Annotated in this window: 4 protein-coding genes and 1 pseudogene; 4 read left to right on the forward strand and 1 reads right to left on the reverse strand. The window is 71.9% G+C overall.

Translation table 11 applies throughout. The annotated features are described in order from the left end of the window. Window positions 1-74 precede the first annotated feature (74 nt). A pseudogene (locus tag GRC12_RS47020) lies at window positions 75-230 on the reverse strand (DUF2231 domain-containing protein); the annotation flags it as partial. 121 nt (window positions 231-351) lie between these two features. On the opposite strand from GRC12_RS47020, the gene GRC12_RS42230 reads away from it, so the two are divergent. The 4 genes from GRC12_RS42230 (at window position 352) to GRC12_RS42245 (ending at window position 4,285) form a co-directional block, all read left to right on the forward strand. After that, window positions 352-1,002, forward strand: coding sequence for a helix-turn-helix transcriptional regulator (locus GRC12_RS42230; RefSeq protein ID WP_208785748.1), 651 nt, complete (start codon window positions 352-354; stop codon window positions 1,000-1,002). 243 nt (window positions 1,003-1,245) lie between these two features. Further along, a complete protein-coding gene (locus tag GRC12_RS42235) occupies window positions 1,246-1,863 on the forward strand; it encodes a hypothetical protein (protein ID WP_208785749.1) in 618 nt (205 codons plus the stop codon). Further along, complete coding sequence (locus GRC12_RS42240) at window positions 1,860-3,170, forward strand: copper resistance CopC/CopD family protein (protein WP_308286757.1); 1,311 nt, start codon at window positions 1,860-1,862, stop codon at window positions 3,168-3,170. Before GRC12_RS42235 ends, GRC12_RS42240 begins: the two co-directional genes overlap by 4 nt. A gap of 74 nt (window positions 3,171-3,244) precedes the next feature. After that, entirely contained in the window at window positions 3,245-4,285 is a 1,041-nt protein-coding gene (locus GRC12_RS42245; RefSeq protein WP_208785750.1) for a cupredoxin domain-containing protein, read from the forward strand. Window positions 4,286-4,323 lie beyond the last annotated feature (38 nt).

Here is a 4,323-nt window from a genome sequence, read left to right on the forward strand (position 1 = left end):
GTCCGGCTCCGGTGGGGGGTCTGGCGTCCGGCTCCGGTGGGGGGTCTGGCGTCCGGCTCCGGTGGGGGGTCTGGTCAGGGCGTCGTACGGCTACTGCGGTAGCCCTCGGCCTGCACGGACTCCGCGGCCACGCGGACGCCGTAGCGGTAGGCGAGCTCGCCGCCGAGGTAGCCGGAGACGCCGAGGGTGGCCAGAGCGACGGCGGAGAGCGTCAGCTGCCCGTTGCCGACGCTCTGCCCTCCCGCACTGCCGTCATGGACCCACCTCGCCCATGAGGTATTTCACCAACGAGTGTTGGTCTTATTCGGCGACAGGTCAAGCAAGTCCACTCGACGGAGTTACGGTGATGCGGTGAACCCCGATGCCACGGCCGCCGCGCTCGCCGTCCTCGGCGACGAGTCCCGGCGCCGGCTGCTCGACTACGTCCGGCGGGCCAGACGCCCGGTGACCAGGGAAGAGGCGTCCGCGGCGGTGGGGATCTCCCGCAAGCTGGCCGCCTTCCACCTGGACAAGCTGGTCGCGTCGGGCCTGCTGCAGGCGCGCCACGGCGGCCACGGCCCGCGCCGGGTCGGCCGCGCCCCGAAGGTGTACGAGCCCACCCCCGAGACCCTCTCCCTGAGCCTCCCTCCGCGCCGCCACGACCTGCTGGCCTCCCTGCTGACCGAGGCGCTGACCGCGCAGCGGCCCGGCGAGAGCGCCCGGGAGGCGGCGCTCCGGGTCGCCCGGGCGCGGGGCGAGGCCCTGGGCGCGGAGACCCCCGGCGGGGACGTCACGGCGATCCTGGAATCCCTCGGGTTCGAGCCGGCCGACGCCGGTTCCGGCCGCACGGTGCTGTACAACTGCCCGTTCCACCCGGTCGCCGCCCAGGCCCCCGACCTGATCTGCGGCATGAACCACGCCTTCCTCGCCAGCTGCCTGGCCGCCTCCGGCAACACCGACACCACCGCGGTACTGACGCCCCGACCGGGCGCGTGCTGCGTCGAGTTGCACACCGACACATAGGGCATATGCAGGAAAGGGGATTTCGTGAAGAATTAAATGCCGCGGGCGTTCGAATTCACACTCCCTCCGGTTTCTTCACGGAATGCAATGCGCGCATTGGTGTGGTGAGGTCCGTTCTCACAACCCGTCCCCGGTCGAATATGAGGACACGAAACGATCGATTAACTGACGCGTAGCGGACGGGAATCGTCACCCCGGTGCACTCCTGGTCACCGCCGTCCACGCACAGCGTCAGGAGGGACCATGTCCTTCTTCGCCAGGGCTTCCTGGCCAGGAGACCATCGCGACGAGATCGTCGCGGGCGCGCTCGTCGCGGCCGTGATCGTCGTCCTCGGCTACGCCTCGGGCATCGGAGCCCCCGGCACCACGACCGTCGACACCGCTTCGCCGCCGGCCTCCGCCGCCGCGCCCACGCCCCGTCAGCCGACGTCCCGTTCGGAGACCGGACCGCCGCCCGACAGCGCGACGGGGAATTACGGATTCGGCTCGGCGGGAGATTATCCGGCGGGCGACAGCGGCGCCGGAATTCCCGTCGCCGACCAAACCTCCGGCGGGGAAAGCGGCCATGGCCACGGCAGGGGCGGAACCGGCGGCGCGGGACATGAGTCGTCCTCTCCCTCGCCTTCGCCCTCCCCGACGACGCCCCCGTCCTCCTCAGCCCCGGACAGCTGCGGGGAGGGCGAAGTCCGACTGGTCCAACCACTGTTGAACGGCGTTGTCACCCCGGTGACCGGCCTGCTGGACAGCCTGCTCACGCCGGCCTCGCCGCCGCCGTCCCCCGCTCCCTCGCTCTCCCCGTCCTCCTCCCTCTGTGTCGGCGTCGCCGCCTCTCCCTCGGTGCTGCCGGAGGTACTGCCGTGAGACGCCGCGCCCCGTCCCTGCTCACCGCTGTCCTGGCCGCCCTCGCCGCCCTGCTGCTCGCCGCGCCGCCCGCGTCGGCGCACACGGAACTGATGTCCTCGACCCCGGACAACGGCGCCCGGCTCACGCACACCCCGGCGACCGTGACGCTGCGCTTCAGCGAGCCGGTCGACCCGGCGGACGTCCACATCAAGGCGTCCGGGAGGCCGCTGGGTGTGACCCGCGCCGGCGGCGGCAAGGCCGTCAAGGTCACCGTCCCGAAGATCTCCGGCCAGGACCGCCTCGTTCTAGATTGGCAGGTCCTTGACATGGATGACGGGCATTCCACGTCCGGGGCGCTCTCCTTCCCCCTAACCGCGAAGTCCTCCGACTCCTCGACACCGCCGGTTCCGCACCCCTCCGAGACCGTCCACACGGCCTGGATCACCGCCCGCTGGACCGGTTATCTCGCCCTCGCCCTGTACGTCGGCGGCCTCGCCTTCCTCGCGCTGCTCTGGCCGCAGGGCGCCGGAGACCGCCGTACCCGCTGTGTCCTCACCCTCTCCTGGGCGGCCGGCCTCGCGGCGAGCCTGCTCACACCGGGGCTGCAGAGCGCGTACGGGGCGCTGGGCTCGCTCGGTGACGTCTTCCGACGGGCCACCTACACCGACCTGTCGGGCACCGAGGTCGGCGTCGTGGCCGCCTGCCGGGTGCTGATGTGGGTGCTCGCCGCCATCGTGCTGGCCGCCCTGCTGCAGGGCGCGGAGCGGGCGGCGCGGTCACCCGGCTGGCGGGTGGGCGCGCTGGCGGTGACCGTGGGGCTGCTGCGGACGGCCGGCATGACCGGCCACAACTCCGAGGGCACGCACCCGGGTTGGGGCGCGGTGGCCGACCTGGTCCATCTGCTCGGCGTCTCGCTCTGGCTCGGCGGCCTGGCGCTGCTGCTGTTCGGGGTGCTGCCCCGGCGCCGGCCCGAGGAGCTGTCGGCCGTGGTCTCCGGCTACTCCACGCTGGCCGGGGTGTCGGTCGCGGCGATCGTGGCCGCCGGCGCTGTGCTCACCTGGCAGGTCGTCGGGTCGTACGACGCCCTGGTCGGCACCGGGTACGGGCGGCTGCTGCTGCTCAAACTCGCGGTGCTGGCACTCGTGTTGGCGGTCGCGCAGCGCAGCCGTGGCTGGGTGCGGACACGGCTCGACATCGCCGTACTGCTGCGCGGCGACCGCGCCACCGTACGGCCCTTCGTCCACTCGGTCGCGGCGGAGACGGGGCTCGTCCTCGTCGTACTGGCCGCGACGAGTTGGCTGGTCACCTCGGCTCCCGGCCGCTGACCGGCACACTTCCCGACCCCTGTCACCCGACAGGGACCCCCGCCGGGGGAACCTCACAAGGGAGAAGCACCTCCATGCACACCGAAGAAACCACCGCTCCCCCGAGCCGCCCGCGCTCCCGGGTGGGCAACAAGGTACTGCTGGCCACCGGTCTGGGCGCGGGCCTCGCGGCCGCCGTCGGACTCGGCCTGCTGCAGGCGTCCACCGGGTCCGCGGCCACGCGAGCGGCCGAACCGGCCGCCGAGGCGCACCAGATGGCCGACATGGGCCAGTCGGCCACCGAGGCCGCGGCTGCCGACTACACCATCGACATCAAGAACTACGCGTTCAGCAAGCCGAAGCTGACCGTGAAGGTCGGGCAGACGGTGAAGTGGGTCAACGAGGACACCGCTCCGCACACGGTCACCACCACCAGCGGCCCGGCCAAGTTCGACTCCGGCTCGCTGCAGAAGGGCGACAGCTGGTCGTACACCTTCACCAAGGCCGGTACGTACGACTACTACTGCGCGGTCCACCCGGACATGACGGCCTCGATCACCGTGGTCGCCGACAGCGGCGGGGGCGACTCCGGTGGGTCGGGCGGCGGTTCGACGGGTGGCTCGACCGGTGGGTCCACGGGCGGCTCGACCGGAGGGTCCACCGGTGGCTCGACCGGAGGGTCGACGGGCGGCTCGACGGGTGGCTCGACCGGTGGCGGCACGGGCGGCTCGACGTCCGGCGGCAGCGGCTCCGGCGGCAGCAGCGGCGGTGACGGTGACGGGAGTTGTGTCAGCGTTCAGCAGGTGCTGCTGCCCATCCTGCAGCACATCGACAAGGCGCACCTGGAGGAGTCCCCGGGCCAGCAGGTGCAGGACGCGCTGAAGCTGGACAGCTACCTGAAGATGCACACCGTCTGGCTCGAGTCGATCCTCACGCCCGCCGTGAACGGCGCCGGCAGCGTCTCCGACGACACCCTGAGCGTGCTGCTCCAGCACATCAACTCAGCCCATCTGCAGGAGTCGTTGGGCCAGCAGGTCGCGGACATCCTCAACCCGGACGCCTACGTGAAGATGCACACCGTCTGGGCCGAGCACCTGCTCGCCCCGACCGAGGACTACGTCACCAACTCCTGCTGATCCCCCGGCAGGACGCGGCGGGCCGGCCGAGTCGCAGT

It is taken from the genome of Streptomyces griseorubiginosus, assembly GCF_017614965.1.
Lineage (GTDB): Bacteria > Actinomycetota > Actinomycetes > Streptomycetales > Streptomycetaceae > Streptomyces > Streptomyces griseorubiginosus_B.

Coding starts and splice junctions, on each gene's coding strand:
- GRC12_RS42245 (WP_208785750.1), top strand. CDS start 3,245: ATGCACACCGAAGAAACCACCGCTCCCCCGAGCCGCCCGCGCTCCCGG.
- GRC12_RS42235 (WP_208785749.1), top strand. CDS start 1,246: ATGTCCTTCTTCGCCAGGGCTTCCTGGCCAGGAGACCATCGCGACGAG.